This is a genomic window from Sporosarcina gallistercoris (genome assembly GCF_050459885.1).
Taxonomy (GTDB): Bacteria; Bacillota; Bacilli; order Bacillales_A; family Planococcaceae; genus Sporosarcina; species Sporosarcina gallistercoris_A.
In genome coordinates this window covers 1-19,483 of sequence record NZ_JBCMNO010000018.1, presented here as the reverse complement: position 1 = coordinate 19,483, position 19,483 = coordinate 1, and the positions used below count along the sequence as shown (strand labels likewise).

The window sequence follows — 19,483 nt, the reverse complement described above, 5'->3', positions numbered from 1 at the left end:
CGAAGGAGATTTCAATCCATGTCAAAAGCATACAAATCAGCGGGAGTAGATATTGAAGCGGGCTACGAAGCTGTATCACGCATGAAAAAACATGTACTGAAAACGATGCGTCCCCAAGTGCTGAGCGGACTGGGCGGTTTCGGTGGAATATTCGATTTATCCCAGCTGGATTTACAGGAGCCAGTACTTGTTTCAGGAACAGATGGAGTAGGGACGAAACTGATGCTAGCAATGATGATGGACCAACATGATACCATCGGAATCGACTGTGTGGCCATGTGTGTGAACGATATCATTGTACAAGGTGCAGAGCCACTCTATTTTCTGGACTACATCGCTTGTGGAAAAGCGGATCCTGAAAAGATAGAGAGCATTGTGAAAGGAATTGCGGATGGCTGCGCACAAGCTGGCTGCGCGTTGATTGGCGGGGAAACAGCTGAAATGCCTGGCCTTTATAGCGAGGAAGAGTATGACGTAGCAGGATTTACTGTTGGGGCCTGTGAAAAGCAAGACCTGATTACAGGACAGAACATTCAACCTGGCGATTGTATAATCGGTTTGGCTTCTAGCGGTATTCATAGTAACGGTTATTCGCTCGTACGAAAAGTTTTGCTCGAGGATTCAGAAATGGATCTCACGGAAGTCGTTCCCGAACTTGGTTGTTCTCTTGGAGAAGAGCTGTTGAAACCTACCAAAATCTATGTGAAATCCATTTTGGCTGCAATGAAAGAATTTGACATCAAAGGAATGGCACATATTACAGGTGGCGGATTCATCGAAAACCTCCCAAGGATGATGCCAGAGGATTTAGGTGTTGAAATTGAGTCCGGTACGTGGGAAATCCAGCCTATATTCAAGCTTATTCAGGAAAAAGGGAACATCGCCCGTGAGGATATGTATAATATCTTCAATATGGGAATAGGCATGGCCCTTGTAGTGCAAGAGGAAACGGCGGATGCACTCCTTGATTTGTTTGAAAAACACGGAGAACACGCCTATCGAATTGGTCACGTTGTAAACGGATCCGGTGTGACGATCCTGGGTGAGTCATGAAAAAAATTGCAGTATTCGCTTCCGGAACGGGAAGTAATTTTCAAGCATTGGTGGATGCGGTGAAAGCCGGCACACTTGAAGCGGATATTCGTTTGCTCGTATGTGATCAGCCGTCTGCAAGTGTCCTACAAAGAGCCCATAAAGAAGAAATCGACTGGTTATCCATTTCACCGAAGGATTTCCCTGATAAGGGAGCTTTTGAAACGGAAATCGTCCAGCAGCTTAAATTACGGGATGTGGAATTCATCGTTTTAGCAGGGTATATGCGGCTCATCGGACCCACGCTATTACAGGAATATCCCGGAGCAATCGTCAATATCCATCCCTCCTTACTTCCAGCTTTTCCCGGTAAGGATGCAATCGGACAAGCACTTGATGCAGGGGTCCAGGTAAGCGGTCTGACCATTCATTATGTGGATGCCGGTATGGATACAGGTCCGATTATCGCTCAAAAAGAAATCAGGATCCTTTCCGATGATTCAAAGGTTGACCTGCAAAAACGCATTCAGCAACAAGAGCACTTGATTTACCCAGAAATACTCCAGGAACTTTTCACTAAAGGGAAAACAAGTGTATCTCTCTAATAGAGAAGTCAATTATTTTATTGAGCGGCAGAAACAGTTCGAGGGGAGCAGCACACTTTCGCAAAAATAGGGAGGAATTATCGAATGAAACGAGCATTGATCAGTGTTTCCGATAAAACAGGGATAATTGAGTTTTCAAAAGGTCTGAAAGAGGCAGGATTTGAAATCGTTTCTACAGGGGGGACGAAAAAAACACTTGCGGATAATGGAATTGAAGTCATCGGGATTGAGGAAGTAACAAAATTTCCTGAAATCATGGATGGCAGAGTGAAAACATTGCATCCGAATGTCCATGGCGGATTGTTGGCGAAAAGGAATGATGATCACCATCTCGCACAATTAGCAGAACACCATATTCAACCGATCGACCTCGTGTGCGTCAATTTATACCCTTTCCAGCAGACGATTGCACAACCTGACGTGACTTCTGAAGAAGCGATTGAAAACATCGATATTGGCGGTCCTACCATGCTCCGTTCCGCTGCGAAAAACCACGAATTCGTCACTGTAGTCGTGGATCCTTCAGATTATGAAGCGGTCTTAACGCAGCTAGCGGAAAATGGTGACGTGACAAAGCAGAAGAAACGTCAGCTCGCTGCAAAAGTGTTCCGTCATACTGCAGCTTATGATGCCGTGATATCCGAGTATATGACCCAGCTGGCTGAAGAAGAGAACCCGGAAAGTTTGACACTCACATATAACTTGAAACAATCCCTTCGATATGGAGAAAATCCACATCAACACGCTTCATTTTACCAAAAACCACTAGGCTCGAAGTTCTCTGTTGCCTACAGTAACCAATTGCACGGCAAGGAACTTTCCTATAACAATATCAATGATGCAGACGCAGCGTTGCTGATCGTCCGTGATTTTGACCAACCAGCCGCAGTTGCAGTGAAGCATATGAATCCATGCGGTGTAGGTGTCGGGGAAACACTGACTGAAGCATTCAAGAAAGCGTACGAGGCGGACTCGACTTCGATTTTTGGTGGAATCATCGCGTTGAACCGTGAAGTGGATCTAGAAACGGCAACCATGCTTCGTGAAATCTTCTTGGAAATCATCATTGCACCTTCTTTTACAGATGAAGCGTTGGAAGTCTTGACGGCTAAAAAGAATATCCGTCTTTTGACTGTCGATTTCGGAGGGGAACGGAAAACCGAGCGGAAAACTACTTCAATCCTAGGCGGATTATTAGTACAGGATTTGGACACATACGGACTAGATGAGGCAACCATTACGATTCCTACAAAACGCGAGCCTTCTGAAGAGGAGTGGGCGGCTTTGAAACTGGGATGGAAAGTCGTGAAACACGTGAAATCCAACGCCATAGTCGTTAGCGGAGAACAGATGACATATGGAATTGGCGCAGGGCAAATGAACCGCGTCGGGGCTGCGAACATTGCGCTCGCACAAGCAGGTGAAAAAGCAACTGGAGCCGCACTCGCATCCGATGCATTTTTCCCGATGGATGATACAGTCGAAGTGGCAGCCAAAGCAGGAATTACTGCGATTATCCAGCCAGGCGGTTCAGTACGCGACGAAGATTCCATTAAAAAAGCAGATGAATACGGAATTGCAATGGTCTTTACAGGCGTCCGACACTTTAAACACTAAGTTCCTTAAGAAGAAACCGTACATAATTCGATTATACACAGAGGTGATTCCATGAACATATTAGTGATTGGCAGAGGCGGTCGCGAACACGCGCTCGCGAAGAAATGCACGAGGAGTCCACGTGTCCAAACGGTTTTTGTAGCCCCGGGCAATCCAGGTATGGAAGATGTCGCACAACTTGTTCCGATTGCTGAAGAGAATCATCAGGAACTCATTGCTTTCGCTAAAGAACAGAACATTTCCTTAACCATCATAGGAGCCGAAGTGCCTTTGGTCAATGGCATAGTGGACGATTTCAACGCAGCAGGTCTGCCGGTATTCGGACCTGACAAACGCGCATCCATTATTGAAGGAAGCAAAACCTTCGCAAAAGAGTTAATGAAGAAATATGGAATCCCTACTGCCGCCTACGAAACCTTTACCGATCTAGAACCCGCCATGAAGTATTTAGATGAAGTCGGCGTTCCCATCGTCATCAAAGCAGATGGGCTCGCAGCTGGCAAAGGCGTTGTCGTCGCTCAAACGAAAGAAGAAGCAGCGGAAGCACTTCAAGATATGCTCGTACAGGCGAAGTTCGGGGAAGCGTCCGCATCTGTTGTCATGGAAGAATTCCTGGAAGGTGAAGAGTTTTCGTTAATGGCCTTTGTAAATGGACAGAATGTCTATCCTATGGTGATCGCTCAAGACCATAAGCGAGCATTCGACGGAGATACTGGACCGAACACGGGAGGGATGGGTGCCTATTCTCCAGTACCGCAAATTCCGGAAAGCACGATTTCTGAAGCGATCGAACGAGTCGTTAAACCTGCTGCAAACGCCATGACAGCAGAAAATCGTCCTTTTACCGGTGTGCTCTTTGCAGGTTTGATCGCTACGGAACAAGGAACGAAAGTCATCGAATTCAATGCACGCTTCGGTGATCCCGAAACCCAAGTCGTACTTCCACGATTGAAGAATGATTTGGTCGAAACGTTGCTCGCTGTCCTCGCAGGAGAGCATTGCGAGCTAGAATGGGATGAAGCATCGGTGATAGGAGTGGTCATTGCTGCGGAAGGCTATCCGGGTGTATATACCAAAGGGACTCCGCTTGTTGGATTGGATAAAATCGGCCCAGATGTAGACATATATCACGCAGGAACTTCTAAGAATGTAAACGGGAAGTACGTGACGAATGGCGGAAGAGTGTTGCTCACGACTGCGAAGGGTGAGGATCTTCTTGCCGCACGTACGTTAGTTTATACGGAGTTAGAAAAGATTGAGAAAGAGGGAGTTTTCTGGAGACGTGATATTGGGCATCGTGCCATTCAGTATGATTTTTCGTGAGAACTATAATGACTGTTTGAGACCTACGTCTAATTTTTTATAACACGTCTAAAATAGGTAATTCTCTTTTGGGGAGTTATCACTATGTAAAACCACAGTTTGTAGATAAATCTACAAACTGTGGTTTTTTGTCATTGGGGCATGGAAAGAAAAATAAGCAATGCAATTCAAATTGACTTGCTTTTACGACGTATTAGGACCATAACGTGTCGTATTAACACCTTATATGAGGTGTTTTTTTAATTACTCTAAATTGGTTGATTATGGTATTATAAAATAAATACTGTTATTCAACTATTTCTCCATTATGTGGGAAATGTCTTGTATTGATTCTGATAGAGGATGGAAGGGGATTAGAATGGGGATTAATTTAGAACTTGCCAATTTCGAAGACTTTACAGATATTAATTTAATTGTAAAAGAAGGACATGACGAACATTCAGAAGTATTACCCGATATCTTTACGAAGGTTGATGAAGTAATGCCTGAAAGTTATTTCCGAGAATTATTGGAAGACCCAAATACTGATATTTTAGTTGCAAAAATAGATGAAGAAGTAGTCGGATATGCAGTGATGGAACTGAACGAATCCCCATCATTCCAATCTATGTCGAAAAGAACATTTGCCTATATGAATGATTTCGGAGTTAAAAATAGTTGCCAAAAAAGAGGAATCGGAAGCAAGTTATTTGAAGCGTGCGTGGAATGGTCTAAAAAAAAGGGAGCCTCTTCATTAGACTTAAATGTTTGGGAGTTTAACGAGAAAGCCATTGGTTTTTATAAAAGCCACGCAATGGAAAATCTCAGCAGGAAGATGTCTTTAAGATTATAAGAATTAAGAAGACTGTTTCAAGCTATCGGGTGCGTATGTTTAATAAGGATTACTCAAGTCCATATACGAATTGTTGGCTTTCTATGTCGCACCCGGACCATAACATGTCGTAGTAACACTAATATTAGATGTTTTTTTTACTAGAAATTGGGTGATTATGGTACGATGGGTTAAATATTGTTATTCATTTATCCGGCCATTTAGTTGAAGTAGTTAGCATTAAATAAAATAAATACTCCACTCAAATAAATAGTAAGGAATATCAGGGTATCTTTAAAAGGATTGTATCTTTTTTACATTTCTATGATAAATTGTTACGGCTTATCCCGCAATCGGCCAGTTTTTTACGGAATTATTATTTAAAATAACAGAATATATTATCATAAGAGCTAAATATACGAAGGTTTAACTTATTAAAGATCGTATTTCCTTGAGTAGGAGGTGCTGAAGAGAATGTTTTTAAGTGGTTTTATTGCTTGTTTATTTGTCAGTGTTTTTTGTTTTTTGTTCAGCTTTTTAATTTGGAGGAAAAAGGAACTCTCATTAATATCCGGATATAACGAAAAAACTTATAGCGGCGATAAAGAAAAGTTAGCTAAGGGAGTTGGGATTCTTTTACTCGAAACCGGTATCTTAACTTTTTTTCTACCGTTCGGTTTGGAATTTATTGGTTCTATTACAGGCGCGTTATACGGAGTCATTGTTGTCATTAGCACAATAGCTTGTTTTGTGTATATAAAATTTTAAGAATAAAAATGTAACAATTTCTATTCCAAGTGAAGTCATTGTGGGTAATTGTACTTACACTAAAGGGTAGGAGTTGAACACCAAGAGATTGTCTATTGATGGTCTTTTGTATGGCGCATCCGGACCCTAACTTGTCGTAACAACACCTTATATAAGGTTTTTTGTTACTCAAAATTGGTTGATTATGGTTCGATGGAATAAATAAGTTTCGTTCCGTAAAAGGGCAAGATTCACTATGGACGGAGGTAGAAAATGAGGTTTATCAATAGCAAATGGTTTGAAAAAATATTTTTTACCGCGAGTGGTCTTTTATTGATTTGGCTCATTTTAGGCTTTGTAGTTGTTGGTGGATTTATTCTCTTGTTATTCATTAGCGAAATTAAAGCCATGTAATTTCTATATTCAATAAGCGTGCACGTTGGTTGAACAACAAGTGATCGTCGAGTGACGTTTTTTTATGTCGCACTCGGAACATAGCGTGTCGTAGCAACATCTTATTTCAGAAGTTTTTTAATTTCTCCGACTCTGAAGGACATGGTGTGATGAGATAAACTTTATTCCTCAAACGGTCCATTTAACGGAATAAAACTAGAAGATTCAATTTGAACATAATTTAGGGAGAGCTGGAATAGAAAGTAACGTATACGAATGGGGTGTTAAAATGAATTTGTTACCTTGGATAACTGTTGGTTTTATCATAGTCGGATTTTTTGTTTTTATTTCAATGAAAAAAAACATGGAGAAAAGAGTTGCTTTAGCAATCGAATACAAGGACAGTATGGAAGGCAAACAGATATTACCTAGCCCCGTTGTATGGTGGATATGGGGAGCTTTTCTTTGGGGAATAATAAGCATCTTTTTAATCGCATGGTCTTTTTCAGCCTATCCGTAAAATGGATTTTGGGGATGAAGTAATCCATTTTTATGAAAGACTGTATTAAAAAAATCGGGCGTGTTTGTAGAACAACATAAGATCAACTATTGACGTTCTTACTAATGACACATCCGACCCTAACCTGTCGTAACAAAACCTTATATTAGGTTTTTTAATTACTCCGTTTTTTTGATTATGACACGATGGAATAAATACTGTAATTCAATTATCTGACTGAATTTGAGTAGAGGTTGATGAGAAAACCTCGCTTATTTCATATTGGAGTGTTTTTTATAGTCCTCACCACAGCTATTGATAAATATCCATCAACAATCTCAAACCAAACTATAATAGTTGCGTGCTGTACAGTCCTTTTTTAAAGACCGGCTGTTCTTTTCAAAAAGAAATATGAGGAGATTTAGCTACGAAAAGTGTTCTAGAATCGGGGGCGATTGTTGAAGGAGCGTAATCGAAGTCAACAGTGATCTGTTGGCTTTTTTTACACATCCGGACCCTAACATGTCGTAACACCACCCTATAATTAGGTTTTTAAATTACTCCAAATGGGGTGATTATGGTACTAGGGATTAGAAACTGTTATACAACTATCGGGCCATTATGTTGAATACTAATAGGCGAGAAATAAAATGAGTGCAATTGTTAAATTAGGCAGCAACCTTTCTGCTAACGGGTCAGGATACTTGAATAACAAAGGGCGAATAATAGAATTTTTAGGAAGTAGGGAAGAAAAATGATTGAATTAAGAAAGATTACCCACGATAATCTTGAGGCAGTGTTGAATTTAAGCATAACAGACGAGCAGAAAGGAAATGTGGATTCCAGCATATATTGTTTGGCTAAAGCCTATGTAAAGATACTCAACGACGAAAAACCTCCTATGATCTTCGCTATATACAACAATGATGAAGTCATAGGATATGTCGATATTGGATTTTACGAATTGGCGGAAAGTTCTATTTTATGTGAAAAATATGGAGATAAATCTACTTATGGACTTAATCGCTTTATGATTGATAAAAAGCATCAAGGCAAAGGATTTGGCAAACAAGCAATGATGAAAGTTATTCATTACATAAAGTCGTTTCCACAAGGAAAAGCCGATGCAGTTGCTACATCATATTGGATGGTAAACGAAGCCGTCCGGAAGTTGTTTGCGTCTGTCGGTTTCGTTGAAACAGGAGCGATATGGGACGGACAAACAGGGGGTAATTGGAATGCAGAAAGAAAAGATATAGAGTATGCAGAAGTAGGAGCCAGACTCGGATTATAAAGCTAACAATTTGAATAATGCATCGTACAGTATAAGACCAACTATGCGAAGTCAATAGCAAAAATGCAAAATGAAAGCACAACATTAGCCGTGCAAAAAAGTGCATGCTTCCGCGAACAGTAATGTAGAGCAGATTACTTCAATAACAATCTTCAGCAAACGGGCGCGTTAATTGAATAATGTTGTGCCAGAATACGCTTTTCCTGAATAGCAAAGGCGCCTTATCTGAACTTATTCGATATCCTAAGGGCTTGTACTCTATTATACATTCCGATTATCGAATAGAGATTGAGTAAACCGATCATACTGTAATCAAATTAATTGATTTATAGTATGGAAGCGTGAATAACATGTTGTTATAGGAAGCATGGGAAAAGTATCAGTTTGACATAAGAATTGAAGGTTACTTACCTTTAACATTAAAGATGTATGGCTTTCAATGTAATCTTCTAAAGCGTTATATTGGTGCTGTCATAATGGGTGACATTACAACCGAAAATCTCAAGCAATACTTTGGAGGCTGGAGAACATTTGAAACCAGCTAGCTTGGGTCACCGTGTACGCTTTATTAAGTCGTTGTTTAAATGGACTCATGAGGAAGGTTTTATCTTTAAAAATCCGGCCGCAAAATTAAAAGAGCCTAAATTAGGAAAGCGAATTCCAAAATTTCTTTCCAAACATGAGATTGAACTTCTTCGGGAAGGTTGTGATACATCGCTGGAGAATGCTTCATTTGAATTTTTTTATTCAGCAGGTTGTCGAATCGGTGAAATTGCGAAATTAAATCGAAATGATATTAACTTCGCGGGGAACTCAGTAATTATCCATGGGAAAGGTGATAAGGAAAGAGATGTTTATTTTAATATACGCTGTGCGATTTGGCTGAAAAGGTATTTAGACGAACGCGACGATGAAGAACTCTATCTATTTGTCACAGAGCGTAAACCAATTAGACGTATGAGTGTAGATTCTTTGAGATACGTGGTTAAACGTATTTCTAAACGCGCTGGAATCAACTAAACAATTCATCCTCATCAATTACGTCACAGCTACGCTATACATCTTGTTGACAATGGAGCTCCATTTGAAGTGATTCAAAGTCTTCTATGTCATGAAAAAAGTGAAACGACAAGGATTTACGCTCATCTTAGCGGAAAATTAAGATATGAATTTTATAACAAGTATATTTAAAGATATCTCTTGTTATTTGTATAGTATTTCAACAACTCAATTATATGTATGTTAGAATTATCTAAACAGTTCGTATGAGTCTGATGGAAAGAGATTTTAAGTAGTTGATGTTCATAATCGGGCCAAATTTTAAAGTGAACCCCGCAAGAATGAGGAGAATTGTATGAAGTTTATTTGGATATTTATCGGTCTAATAGCATTGAATTCTACTAGTTATGTGATTGTAGAAAGTACTTTGGAAGCTAAAACAGGGTTTGTTGTTTTAGCTATCCAAGGCAGTGTGATCATCACTTTCCTGTTTTATTTAGTAGTAAAGGAAAATAAAAAATGAATTTTTGGATCTTCTGCATAATTGTCCTTGTTTCTAGTCAAATGGGAAATCCTTTGTATTTAAAGCTAGGTTACCAAGATATATCAAAAACGTGGTTGTTCGAGAAGAAGTCTTAAACAATCGGGCGCGATCGCGAAAAAGAAATTTTCGTCTGTTCTGCAATCGGGCCATTATCTTGGGAATAAACGAAAATAGAATACTAAATACAAAGGGAGTTTTTTTATTGAAACAAGCTTTACTAGTCATTGATGCGCAACAAGAATTGATTAACGGTAATGAAAAAGAGAAAAGTGTTTTTAATAAAGGTAATCTGTTGGGTAATATTAATTCAGTGTTGAGGAAGGCATTAGACTCAGATAGTTTTGTTGTTTTCATAAGAGATAAAGATGTTGCAGAGGGTCATGGTAAAGGATTCGAGATTCATCCCGAGATTGATATTCCTAAAGAGGCAAAGATATTTGATAAAGAGGCAACAAATTCGTTTTACGGCACTCCATTATTGGATTTTTTACAAGATAACATGGTTGAACACCTGGTTGTTATGGGTTGCAAGACAGAGCATTGTATTGATACAGCAGTTAGAACAGCAACAATAAATGGTTTCGATGTCACCTTAGTTGGAGATGGTCACTCAACAACAGATTCCCAGTCTATAACTGCCGAGCAGATTATCGACCATCATAACGAAGTCCTACATGGACATTACAATGTCGATAATTTTTCAGTGGTTAGAAATATGATTGAAAATTTATTTATACCTAATCACGATGATTATCGATAAATATTAATAAAATTATTCTTCTCAATATGGGGCGTTTTAGAACAACATAAGATCATCTATTGACGGTCTTATTAAAAACACATCCGGACCATGACGTGTCGTATCAACACCTTATATTAAGTGTATTTTTAGTACTCACAGTTTGTAAGGCGCAATAAGTTTATCTTTTGACGTTCTTATTAAAGACGCATCCAGACCTTAACGAGTCATAACAACAGCCATCATGATGTTTTTTTAATTCTTCTGAATTAGGGTGTGAAGTAATAAACAGATTTTGTTCTGCAATAAGGCCTTTTTTCAACATCCTAAAGAATATATAGGGAGTGATAAAATGAGTAAAGATAACGAAACTCCTGAAGAAAGACGTGAAAGATTAAGGCAGAAGGAATTAAAGCATCCCGCAAGCAGTATTCACGGAAGCGTACTTTCAGATTTAGTAGGTGGTTTAGGTTGGAAAGGTACTGGACTGATGATTCTTATATTGATAATTGGATTTCTTATATACGCCACTTTCTTTCGTTAATCATGGACATTAGTTGAACAGCAAGAGATCGTTTACAGACGGGGTTTTTTATGACGCACCCGGACCATAAAGTGGAGTATCGACACTTTAAAAGAGACGTTCCACTAAGTTACTAGTTATGATACTATTCAAATGAAAAGTACTTCTACTAACTTTTGGCCGAGTAGAAACATTTATCGATGAAGTAGTGGGGAATTGTGAATAAGCTATCGGGCCAGAAAGGTGGATTTCTATGTATATTCCAAAGTATTTTAAAGTCGAAAATTTTGATGAAATCTTCGACTTTGTTCAAGAAAACTCTTTTGGCACGATTGTAACAACAGAGCAAGGGAAACCTATCGCTACTCATTTGCCATTACAGGTAAGTACAGAAGGAGACACATCCTATATAACAGGGCATATGGCATATGGGAACTCTCAATGGAGAACATTTGAAACCTGTGACGATGTTTTGGTTATGTTCCAAGGTCCTCACGCTTATATTTCTCCTTCCTGGTATAAAGAAGAAAATGTTCCGACATGGAATTATCAATCTGTACATGTATATGGTGTAGCTAGCATTTTGAACGAAGAGGAGTTAAAACAGGATCTGACCAGGTTGCTGCAAAAGTACGAAAAACAGCGTAAAGATTCAGTACTATGGGATAAACTTTCTCCTCAACTATTAGAAAAAGAGCTAAAAGGCATTGTTGGATTTAAGATTGAAATACAAGAAGTTCAAGCAGCCTATAAATTAAGCCAAAACCGAAATGAAGAGGATTACACGAATATTATAGATAAGCTGAGTGAAGAAAAAGGTGATAACTCTCATCAAATCGCAGATGTGATGAGAAAAAGAGAGTCATTTAGATAACAGTTTCAATATTATGGGATGGTGTAAGGATATTGAATAAAAAGAGGTGTTAGTTATAAAAGAGATATACCTCTGATTTGCGCATCACGGTCATAACATGTCTTACCAACACCTTATATAAGGTGTTTTTTAATTACTCTAAATTGGGTGATTATGGTATGGTGGATAAATAAATGTTGTTCCGCACTCGGGCCATTTAACTTAATCAAAGACAGGAGAAATAATAATGAGTGGAGCTATTATCCTTTGGTTAGTAGGTTTATTTATTCTGTATTTCTTAATTCGTACAGCAGTTAAAGATGGAATCAACATGTCCATTGTTGGTCAACTTATTGAGAAAAAATACAATTCCAAGGAAGATGAAAAACCGTTTATAAAAAACGATTTAGATGATTAAAGAAAGTGAATTATTATTCTAGTATTAATAATGGCTGTTGTAGTATATGGGGTTCCATCCAGAATCGGGCGCGATTGCGAATAAAATTTTCGTCTGTTCTGAAATCGGGCCAAATTTTAGAAAATGATGGAGGACAAATATGGAAAAGAAGTTACAGAGGTCAGGCTTATATGGGTTACTAATAGGATTAGCTGTTTCAATTCTATTTGTTAGTTATAAAGATGTACAAGATTTGGGTAATGGTAGTTACGAAATTTCTTACAAGCCCATTTATGACTATGTAATTTTGATTTTACGCTTAGGAATTATAGGAATGCTTGTAGGTTTATTTATTGGTTGGAAGGATTACGAAAAGAAAAATAAAACCCAAAAACAAGGAAAGACTTATTACATACTTGCATTTTTTGCTGTATTCCTTCTATCAAGCGTCATAATGTTGATATTTAATTGGTAAAAGAACTTCCGCAATCTGGCGCGATTGTCATACAACGTAGTGCTACAATCGCGCCAGATTGCAGAACTAAGGAGTTAAGAATTAAAAATGACTGAGGTGAAAAGTATGGTGTTTAATAAATTCTCACTACGCATGATATGGCCTACCCTATTTTTACTTGTACTTGCTTCCAACTTTGCTTTATATCGCTCTTCATTAGGAATCAGCATATTGCCGGCTAATACCAATCCTGTGGTTATGGGTTCTCTCATCGATCTAACTATTGTAGCTCCGGTATCATTTTTAGCTTGGCAAAGAAAATTAAGTTGGAAGTATCTTCTCACCTTAATGGCGGGAGGACTAATTGTCGCCCGCTTTATGATCCCAATGCAATATTTAACTCCATTTAAGACACTTACACTAATGGGCTTTGTAGTGGAAGCTGCGTTCATTTTACTTGAGATATTATTGTTGTTAACTCTCTTTAAATATTTGCCTGAAATTATCCGAAGTGTGAAAAATAGTTCTTTACCACTTTTATTTTCTTTTTCGAATGCAGTAGACCAAAAGGTAAGAAAGCATCCGGTTATACAAGCTATCTGTTCAGAAATGCTGATGTTCTATTATGCTTTTTTCCTTTGGAAGAAAGAGCCTGTAAATAAAGAAAATACGTTTACGCTTCATCAGAAATCAAGTCTGATTGCATTTCAAGTGATGATGATTCATGCAATTGTAGTCGAAACTTTGGGAGTTCATTGGTGGCTACATGATAAGTCATTGATATTGTCGTTACTATTATTAGCTGTAAATATTTATTCAGTTGTTTTACTTTTAGGCGATATCCAGGCTATACGCTTTAACCCTCTGCAAATTGATAATGATTGCATGTATGTCTCATTAGGATTACTGAAACGCATGGAACTAAGGTGGGAGGATATTGACGAGATCATAGAAGACCGTACCGCATTAGAGAAAAAGCTTACTAAAGACACTATAGATTTTGTAGCACGTGATTTTGAAAAAGCTTACCCGGATGTCATATTAAAATTAAAACATCCAAAAGAAGCAACTTTGCTTATGGGAATTAAGAAAAAATATGAGCAAGTTGCTATTCGAGTAGATGACTCCGAAAAGTTCAAGGAATTACTAAAAATAAAATCACAAAAAACAATCTGAATGATAACTGTATACTTAGTAATATTAAGTATATCCGCAAACGTGCGCGATTGTTGCATAAGCGAAATCAAAGTCAACAGTGAACTGTTAGCTTTTTATGACGCATTCGGACCATAACGTTTCGTAAAACACCTTATATGAGCTGTTTTTCAATCATTGTAAAGTGGGTTTTTCTGGTATAAGGAATACATGTTGTTATTCGACCGTCAGGCTATTTTATAAGTTTAGAAGGAGGAGAGAACATTTAAATTAGACTCTATTAATAGCACAATAAACATAGGGGATATCGCATTTACACTGGTTTTACTTGGTTTTACAGTAATTATAATAGTCTTGATAGCTTTATTGATTCGATCTAACAAGAAACGTAAAAAGCAACTCGATAGAATTGAGAAGAAAATAGATAACCTTAAACCGTAAACAAAGGCTTAATGAGGTGGTTAGTTAGTCTTCGTTTCAAAGGGGCTGTTGTTGTCGAGTAGCTGCCTTTTCTATAGCCTATTAAGTGGGGGAGTATTTTGAAACGTCTTGGTGTAGGCATTTTATGATAAAGCTTATTCTTTTCACATTGTAAATCTTTTTGTATAGTCAATTATAGATTCATGTAAATAGCTATTATGGTAATGCTGTAAAAATTGTCCGATTTTTGTGATGTCATTCCAATCCACGTCCTTTAATGTCTCATCAGGAGAATATATTTAACTTAATTTAATAGTTCATCCTACTACGCAGCTATGAAGTTCAAATATGAAGGATTCTTTTCTAGTTTATTGTAAGATAGAAAGAAGGAGGGATTACTTATGACAAATGAAGACGTAACTAAAATGTCGGATGTACTGTTGCAAAGCCTGTATGACTATCACTTCGCTTACAATGGAGGAAGTTACACGCTGCCCAAGACTATGCTGAATGCTGATGTAACGAGCAAATTAGCCATCGACTATCTTATTGAAAACGGTTATGCTCTTGACAATGGGGAAGGATCGGATAATCTGGTTTTGTCCATCACTCCAAAAGGCTTGGATTCCATTAAGAATAAGCAAGTCAAATAAGGTGGAACTAGGGAACGTCTTTTCAGACGTTCTTTTTCTATGTGAAAAAATGCGAGGCCGTTAGTATTAAAATTTCGAGATAGGTATTGAAAAACATTAAAATCGGCTTCGAGAGTATTGCAATTTCGTTAAACATATAGATTATTTGAATATCCATGGTAAGGTGATTTTATATACTGATTTTGAGACTGGTGTGGATTCCTATGAACACGAATCGTAAACCGTTGTCTTGGCAATCACGTACCGTCGTTTAGCGCGGATAACGCTGCGAAACGTGGGCTAATAAACATGTATATAAATAATCATCTAAAAGGGGAATACTTTCATGACTAACTTTAACGCAGTATCAGCAAAAAACACGGAAAACGCACCAAACGGAAACGGTCTATATTCACAAACAGTTGCGTTTTCCCATTACAATAATCTTTCAGCTCAATTACCGATCGATCCTGCAACTGGTAAACTGGTACCTGGGGGCATTAAAGAGCAGGCGGAACAGTGCTTTAAGAATATCGAAGCGATTGTAACCAGCATCGATCATGTGATGAGCGATATTGTTAGAATCACTGTGTTCGTTAAAGACATCCAAGATATTGACGCTGTAGACGAAGTATATAAAACATTCTTCCCTACCTATGTTCCTTCACGGACAACCGTTGCAGTTGCAGCCTTGCCTATGGATGCTTTGGTGCAAATTGAAGCACTTGTTGCACACGGCGAAGGGACAATTCCAAATGCACCACAAGCAGGCGACCTTATTAAACTTACTAATAACACAGTAAATGCACCAACAACTCCTCTGTCTACGCAAACCGTATCTTTCTCTCATTACAATAATCTTTCCGCTCAATTGCCGATCGATCCGAAAACTGGAAGATTGGTGACTGGCGGTGTGAAAGAACAGACGGCTCAGAGCTTGAAAAATATCAAGTCGATTTTAGAAAGTATCGATGTTCCTTTTGACGATATTGTAAAAGTAAATGTCTTCCTTAAAAACTTATCGGATACGGAAGCAGTAAACGAAGTGTATTCCACATTCTTCCCGGACTCAGCAATCGCGAGAGCTGTAGCTTATGTACCTGCCCGTACAATTGTTGAAGCTTCAGCTTTGCCTATGGGTGCTTTGGTACAAATCGAAGCAGTGGTTTCCCACGGAGATGGTACACCGCCACAAGCTATTGAAGACAGACATGGTATCGTTATTTGGGCAAACAACACAGAGAACGCACCAAAGAATTCTCTATCTACACAAACTGTAGCATTCTCTCATTACAATCACCTTTCCGCTCAATTGCCGTTGGATCCAAAAACTGGAGAATTGGTAGCAGGTGGTGTGAAAGAGCAGGCTGAACAGTGCTTGAATAATATCAAGGCAATCGTGGAAAGTATCAATCACGTTTTGGAGGATATCGTTAAAGTGAATCTATTCGTTAAAAATATCGAAGACATGGATGCGGTGGACGAAGCATATAAAACGTTCTTCCCAGGCGGTGTTCCTGCACGAAGAACTGTTGGCGTGTCTGCTTTACCTAATGATGCATTAATCCAAATAGATGCAGTTGTAGGAAATGCTGAAGGTACACCTCCAAAAGCATAATAGGAGTTTATTGTAATAAGGGGACAACATAGGTGTTTTGTTATGCCTATGGTGAGTACAAAATTGCTGTTCCTATACACAAAAAGAGGATGTCTCAAATGAAAATTGAGACATCCTTTTTTAGACCGAAAAAAAGGGAAAGATACCTGCTATGCAGAAGAGTTTTATACTTGGCTTACATACTTCAAGTAACTTCTCTAATAAGGTGAGGGAAAACGATGAACATTTCGTATAAATTGATGTCTTCATTAAGCTTTGAAGACGCGCATGCCCTATTTAATCGAGGATTTGAAGGTTATTTAGTGCCGATGAATTTGTCTTTTGACACATTCATGAGTCGTTTTAGTAACGATGGATTATCTCCGGCACTTTCCATCGTTGCATTTGATGGAACAGAACCGGTTGGCTTTGTGCTCCAAGGAATTAGGGAGGCAGAGGGTCAAAAGTTTTCGTGGAATGGCGGAACAGGGATTATTCCTGAATACAGGGGGAGGAAATTAGGTTATTCTTTGATAGGTGAAGCGGAAAAACTCTTAAAGGAACTGAATGTTTCCTTAGCAACATTAGAATCTCTTTCTGAAAATAAGGCAGCTATTTCGTTATATAAAAATTGTGGTTACCAAGTAGAGGACGAGTTACTCTTTTTACGTGCAGATGGTATGTTAGAAAGGAAGTTACCCGATCTTGACACTTATGAACTTATCAGAATTCCTGCGATCCAAACTATTGGAACAAAGTTATTTCCACATATCGTCCCTTGGCAAACGGATGCTAGCAACACACCTAAAATAGGGGGAGAAGCCGTGATGATTTCAAAAAATGGAGAAATACAGGCGGCTTGTCTTATTCGAAAAAAGTGTATGTATGGCAATCAGCCGGAAAACATCACCTTATTTCAAGTGAAGGAAAATGGCAATGAAGAAGCATTAAACAAACTGCTTGCTCACGCATTAGAATATGATCAAGCCATAGAGCGGACAACTTATAACTTCTTAAAAGGGAATGGTCGTGCAGTATCATCGTTACGGGAAAGTGGTTTTGAAAATACTTCAATTTCACAGGTCTTCATGACGAAATGGATGTAGAAAAGTTGAGCAAAAAGGGGACAGATGCCCCTCTTTTGCTGTTCAGAACCGTTCAGTTTAAGTGGAGCCTTGCTGAAGAATTCGCCGCCGGAAAACAAATGGCTTTAATCCAGTAGCGACCATGTTACTGAGTTATCTTGAATCGAAAAGACACTTAAAGTTAAACAATATTTGAAAGGTTGGTTCTGGAAAACTGGATTCATATATTGACCGTATGGTTTCAATTTCTATAGTTATGAACAAATTCGCTGCGCTTTGTTCAGTAAGGTATCCAGTTCTTGACTGCATTCTACAACGCTGGGATGTGTCAATCCGAAGAGTTCCGCTTTCTTATACATTCCAATTCTTTTAACTTTAATTCTTAACAACAATAAATTCTTTTTCACAGCATTAATCATCTCTACGCCTCCGCAATAATGGTTACGCTTCAAGTCTTGGAGTCACTTTCTTCTAAGTAGTAGAAGCAACTTGTCCATCTTATAAAATACAGTATGAAAAGTATGTCGTATTATGTGTGAATTCCAAATTACTGTGGAATTATGACGATAGTGTGAATGAAATCTAACTATTCAATTAAAATTTCAGATAAGACTAATTTGCACAACTTACAGATTCGTTAATTCTCCTTTTAACCTTACAACATCATGGCTTTAGCACATTAATTGTCAACAGAATTAATATGAAAAAAAAGAGCTGCAGATGCCTTCTCTTTTTTATTTGTGTTATGAGTACGCCGACTCAGGTGCATATTGAACCTGATCCGAAGAATGATGGTACCATGAGTGGGTTTTTGTGATGCGGTCGAACGCTACACAAACTTTCTAAAAGTCCTTTATTATTGCACATAAGATGTCATGATGACGTCCTCTTGGGACGTTACAAGGTTCAGATAGAATAAGTGTGAGCCAATTAAAAACTTCTCAAATCTTTTAGTATTAAGAATTTGATGAGTTTTTATTCTTTAGGAAAATACGTAAGAAAAAGATAGAAAATGAAAAGATTCTACAAAATTTCTATCCAGTTTTTTAGTAAAAAAATTAACGGGAATAGGAAAAGAGAAAGCTAGACCAATTGCAGGATTTCTGATTTCAAATACAATAGAAAAAGATCCTGCAGAGATTTACCTCCGCAGGATCATACATTTTCCGGATACTAAAGTACAATATTGACAGATTAGTATTTGTATAATGAGATTCATAGGAGTTACTCATGAATTCATTCAGACAGACACGCTCAATCAAAAGTTTGAAAATTATTTGCGTTTTCACAGTGATCTTGTGAGAGTTCTGTATTCAGTGGAATCAACTTAATAATTTTATGACAATAGATGCGTTTACGTTTTCTTGTGTGCCCCCGATGTTAGAGGCAAGGCCAACTGCTGCTGCAGACGAATGATTTCGAAGAGTTAGAACATCTCCAGCTGACATGGTCATTATAACCTGGCCGTTGTTTTGCTGCGTGCCCGCACCTGAACCATAAACTGTTCCTGCAACTAGTCCCCCATTTATGAATAATGCGAATTGGTTGGGTTCTGTACCCGACACGGAGAAAGTAACCTCGTAGTTTCCCGGAGTAGTAACTACTATGTCAGTAGTTCCTAGAATATGCGTAATTCCAGGTGTTATTATTCCGTTCGAGTCAAAAATGACATCTTCCTCGATGGCTACCGTTCTAGGAGTTAGATTGTAAACATATCCGAATTCTGACAATCCACCAGCCATTCCCGTTGCACCGGTAGCTCCA

General features: G+C 38.4%; 20 protein-coding genes and 1 pseudogene. 19 read left to right on the top strand and 2 right to left on the bottom strand.

Translation table 11 applies throughout. The features are described 5' to 3' along the window. Nucleotides 1-18: 18 nt before the first annotated feature. The 19 genes and pseudogenes from purM to ABE021_RS10655 all read left to right on the top strand — a co-directional run bounded on the left by purM (nt 19) and on the right by ABE021_RS10655 (nt 17,740). Nucleotides 19-1,053, top strand: a complete 1,035-nt coding sequence (gene purM, locus ABE021_RS10745) for a phosphoribosylformylglycinamidine cyclo-ligase (RefSeq protein ID WP_430288634.1) — start codon at nt 19-21, stop codon at nt 1,051-1,053. Continuing rightward, on the top strand, nt 1,050-1,637 hold the full coding sequence (gene purN / locus ABE021_RS10740) for a phosphoribosylglycinamide formyltransferase (RefSeq protein ID WP_430288633.1): 588 nt from the start codon (nt 1,050-1,052) through the stop codon (nt 1,635-1,637). Before purM ends, purN begins: the two co-directional genes overlap by 4 nt. Nucleotides 1,638-1,721: 84 nt before the next feature. Then, nucleotides 1,722-3,254 (top strand): bifunctional phosphoribosylaminoimidazolecarboxamide formyltransferase/IMP cyclohydrolase, encoded by a 1,533-nt coding sequence (gene purH / locus ABE021_RS10735; RefSeq protein ID WP_430288631.1) that lies wholly within the window; start codon nt 1,722-1,724, stop codon nt 3,252-3,254. Between the two features lie 51 nt (nt 3,255-3,305). Continuing rightward, a complete protein-coding gene (gene purD, locus ABE021_RS10730; RefSeq protein WP_430288629.1) occupies nt 3,306-4,577 on the top strand; it encodes a phosphoribosylamine--glycine ligase in 1,272 nt (423 codons plus the stop codon). Between the two features lie 358 nt (nt 4,578-4,935). Then, nucleotides 4,936-5,409 carry an N-acetyltransferase family protein gene (locus ABE021_RS10725; protein WP_430288628.1) on the top strand — a complete coding sequence of 158 codons (474 nt, stop codon included), beginning with the start codon at nt 4,936-4,938 and terminating at the stop codon, nt 5,407-5,409. Between the two features lie 453 nt (nt 5,410-5,862). Next, the gene (locus tag ABE021_RS10720) at nt 5,863-6,156 is read left to right on the top strand and encodes a DUF3784 domain-containing protein (protein ID WP_430288627.1); all 294 of its coding nucleotides are present in this window, start codon (nt 5,863-5,865) and stop codon (nt 6,154-6,156) included. A gap of 661 nt (nt 6,157-6,817) precedes the next feature. Beyond that, nucleotides 6,818-7,048, top strand: coding sequence for a hypothetical protein (locus ABE021_RS10715; protein ID WP_430288625.1), 231 nt, complete (start codon nt 6,818-6,820; stop codon nt 7,046-7,048). Nucleotides 7,049-7,781: 733 nt separating this feature from the next. Then, nucleotides 7,782-8,321 (top strand): GNAT family N-acetyltransferase, encoded by a 540-nt coding sequence (locus tag ABE021_RS10710; RefSeq protein WP_430288624.1) that lies wholly within the window; start codon nt 7,782-7,784, stop codon nt 8,319-8,321. A 476-nt stretch (nt 8,322-8,797) separates the two neighbouring features. Further along, nucleotides 8,798-9,512 (top strand): annotated as a pseudogene (locus ABE021_RS10705) (tyrosine-type recombinase/integrase). 163 nt (nt 9,513-9,675) lie between these two features. Then, on the top strand, nt 9,676-9,843 hold the full coding sequence (locus tag ABE021_RS10700) for a hypothetical protein (protein WP_430288622.1): 168 nt from the start codon (nt 9,676-9,678) through the stop codon (nt 9,841-9,843). A gap of 223 nt (nt 9,844-10,066) precedes the next feature. Further along, the gene (locus tag ABE021_RS10695; RefSeq protein WP_430288620.1) at nt 10,067-10,624 is read left to right on the top strand and encodes an isochorismatase family protein; all 558 of its coding nucleotides are present in this window, start codon (nt 10,067-10,069) and stop codon (nt 10,622-10,624) included. A 331-nt stretch (nt 10,625-10,955) separates the two neighbouring features. Then, nucleotides 10,956-11,147: a DUF6366 family protein gene (locus ABE021_RS10690; RefSeq protein ID WP_430288619.1), complete on the top strand. Its 192-nt coding sequence runs from the start codon at nt 10,956-10,958 to the stop codon at nt 11,145-11,147. Between the two features lie 232 nt (nt 11,148-11,379). Further along, nucleotides 11,380-12,000, top strand: a complete 621-nt coding sequence (locus ABE021_RS10685) for an FMN-binding negative transcriptional regulator (RefSeq protein ID WP_430288617.1) — start codon at nt 11,380-11,382, stop codon at nt 11,998-12,000. A 226-nt stretch (nt 12,001-12,226) separates the two neighbouring features. After that, a complete protein-coding gene (locus ABE021_RS10680) occupies nt 12,227-12,397 on the top strand; it encodes a hypothetical protein (protein ID WP_430288615.1) in 171 nt (56 codons plus the stop codon). A gap of 139 nt (nt 12,398-12,536) precedes the next feature. Next, nucleotides 12,537-12,851: a hypothetical protein gene (locus ABE021_RS10675; protein ID WP_430288614.1), complete on the top strand. Its 315-nt coding sequence runs from the start codon at nt 12,537-12,539 to the stop codon at nt 12,849-12,851. Between the two features lie 87 nt (nt 12,852-12,938). Further along, a complete protein-coding gene (locus tag ABE021_RS10670; protein ID WP_430288613.1) occupies nt 12,939-14,006 on the top strand; it encodes a beta-carotene 15,15'-monooxygenase in 1,068 nt (355 codons plus the stop codon). Nucleotides 14,007-14,806: 800 nt separating this feature from the next. Then, nucleotides 14,807-15,058, top strand: a complete 252-nt coding sequence (locus tag ABE021_RS10665; RefSeq protein WP_430288611.1) for a hypothetical protein — start codon at nt 14,807-14,809, stop codon at nt 15,056-15,058. A 325-nt stretch (nt 15,059-15,383) separates the two neighbouring features. Next, nucleotides 15,384-16,655, top strand: a complete 1,272-nt coding sequence (locus tag ABE021_RS10660; RefSeq protein ID WP_430288609.1) for a RidA family protein — start codon at nt 15,384-15,386, stop codon at nt 16,653-16,655. A 218-nt stretch (nt 16,656-16,873) separates the two neighbouring features. Next, nucleotides 16,874-17,740 carry a GNAT family N-acetyltransferase gene (locus tag ABE021_RS10655; protein WP_430288608.1) on the top strand — a complete coding sequence of 289 codons (867 nt, stop codon included), beginning with the start codon at nt 16,874-16,876 and terminating at the stop codon, nt 17,738-17,740. 233 nt (nt 17,741-17,973) lie between these two features. On the opposite strand, the gene ABE021_RS10650 is transcribed toward ABE021_RS10655, so the two are convergent. After that, nucleotides 17,974-18,138: an aspartyl-phosphate phosphatase Spo0E family protein gene (locus ABE021_RS10650; protein WP_430288607.1), complete on the bottom strand. Its 165-nt coding sequence runs from the start codon at nt 18,136-18,138 to the stop codon at nt 17,974-17,976. A 903-nt stretch (nt 18,139-19,041) separates the two neighbouring features. Continuing rightward, nucleotides 19,042-19,483, bottom strand: a 442-nt coding sequence (locus tag ABE021_RS10645) for a BclA C-terminal domain-containing protein (protein WP_430288606.1), incomplete at its 5' end; no start/stop codon positions are given.